The 1,634-nt window shown below is 70.0% G+C and carries 1 protein-coding gene and 1 pseudogene; both read left to right on the forward strand.

The features are described 5' to 3' along the window. The first annotated feature begins 176 nt into the window (after positions 1-176). Entirely contained in the window at positions 177-971 is a 795-nt protein-coding gene (locus ACZ3H8_RS40800; protein ID WP_467410441.1) for a hypothetical protein, read from the forward strand. Next, a pseudogene (locus ACZ3H8_RS40805) lies at positions 964-1,338 on the forward strand (GntR family transcriptional regulator); the annotation flags it as partial. The gene ACZ3H8_RS40800 and the pseudogene ACZ3H8_RS40805, both read left to right, overlap by 8 nt. Positions 1,339-1,634 lie beyond the last annotated feature (296 nt).

Consider the following 1,634-nt stretch of genomic DNA (forward strand, 5'->3'; position numbering starts at 1 on the left):
CGGCCCAGGGGGCACCCCTGGGCCGGAGGGCGTCCCCTCTTTGCGCCGTAGGGAACTCCCTTGTGCCAGAAGCCGTTTCCCTTTGTATCGCCTTGTGTCGAGCGTTTGACACAAGATCCCGACCAGGGCATCTTGTACCCATCGCTTGATACAAGATGATCTGGGGGGATCTCCATATGCTCGACACCGTCCCGCTCCAGTCCCGGTTCCTCGACCACGCCGACTATTACGCCCGCTGGTCCGGTCTGGCCATCGGCATCGTGGCCGCACAGCAGTTGGTCACGATGGAGAGCGACGACATCACGATGCCCCTCGTGTTCGCCATCACCGCTTTCGGCCTGTGCGCGGTGGGCGGTGTCCTGCTCGGCGACGCCCTGACCCTGCGTCCCCAGGAAACGGTACGCACCGCGAGTCTCGCCCCGCGCCTGGTCCGAGACCAAGTGCCGCCCCGTATGGCGCCCCTGCTTCTTCTGCAGGCGGCGTCCCTCGTCACCCTGCTGGTGATCGGTACGGTCACGGCCTCCTCCGACCCCGACCGGATAGGCAGAGCGGGGCGTGTCATGACCGTCACCTGCGAAGGGATGCGCGCATCCCTCGGTCCCTGGCCCGGCCTGTACTACAGCGGCCCGATGTTCGCCGCCCTCGCGGTCGGAACCCCCGTCTGCGTCTGGGCCCTGCGCCGTATCGCCCACGGCCCGGGCGACGACCAGCAGCGCCGCGACCGCGCGTGGGCGATCACCGGAGCCTGGGGGCTGCTGGTGTCGAGCCAGGTGCTGCTCGTCGTGCTGATGGTCTTCGTCGCGCTCACGGAGAAGGCCTGCGCCGGCCCGCTGGGCGCCGCCACCATCGTGGTGATCTGCCCCCTGGGCCTGCTGAGCCTGTTCACCTTCGGATGGTCCCTGGTCACCGTGGTGGCACCCCGGGCGGTCGACGACGAGGCAGCCGACGATGGGACTTTCGGCGATGAGTGACCCCGCCGTCCGCGTCGACACCACCAGCCAGGTACCGCCGTACGAGCAGATCCGCGCGCAGCTGGCCGCGCTGATCCGCACCGGCCGGCTGGCCGAGGGCGAGCGGCTGCCGACCGTGCGCCAGCTCGCCGCCGACCTCGGTCTGGCGCCGGGCACCGTGGCTCGTGCCTACCGCGAGCTGGAGGCCGCCGAGCTGATCCGCACCCGCCGTGGCGCGGGCACCCGGGTCGCGGTGCTCCCGTCCGAGCCGCACGCGCACGATGCCGACCAACTCACCACTCTGGCCCGGGACTTCACCTCCGCCGCCCGAGCGCTCGGCGCCGGCACCGAGGACATCCTGACCGCCGTCCGCGACGCCCTGGACCCGGGGCCCGCCTCCTCTTCGGCCACGGCCGACAGCGGAGCGGGTGGCCCCAGGACGGCCGAGGTGTCGGCGCAAGTCACAGGCGTGAGGAACAGGCTTGAGTAGCAGGCGTAAGTAACAGACGTAACAGGCACAGGTAACAGCGGGTGATGAGCCACTGTTACGCCACGGCACGGCCACTGAAATGTTCCGGCCTACCGTCCTGGCGCAGCCGGAGAACCTCCACTCCGGATCGGCCAGAGGAACAGGACCGGCATCTGTTCTGGACGACCGCGCGGCCGACCTTCCGCACCGTGCCC

This window comes from Streptomyces sp. NPDC002868 (genome assembly GCF_055563295.1).

Bases quoted from the DNA above. Each gene is read 5' to 3' on its own strand.
- ACZ3H8_RS40800 (WP_467410441.1), top strand. From the start codon at position 177: ATGCTCGACACCGTCCCGCTCCAGTCCCGGTTCCTCGACCACGCCGAC.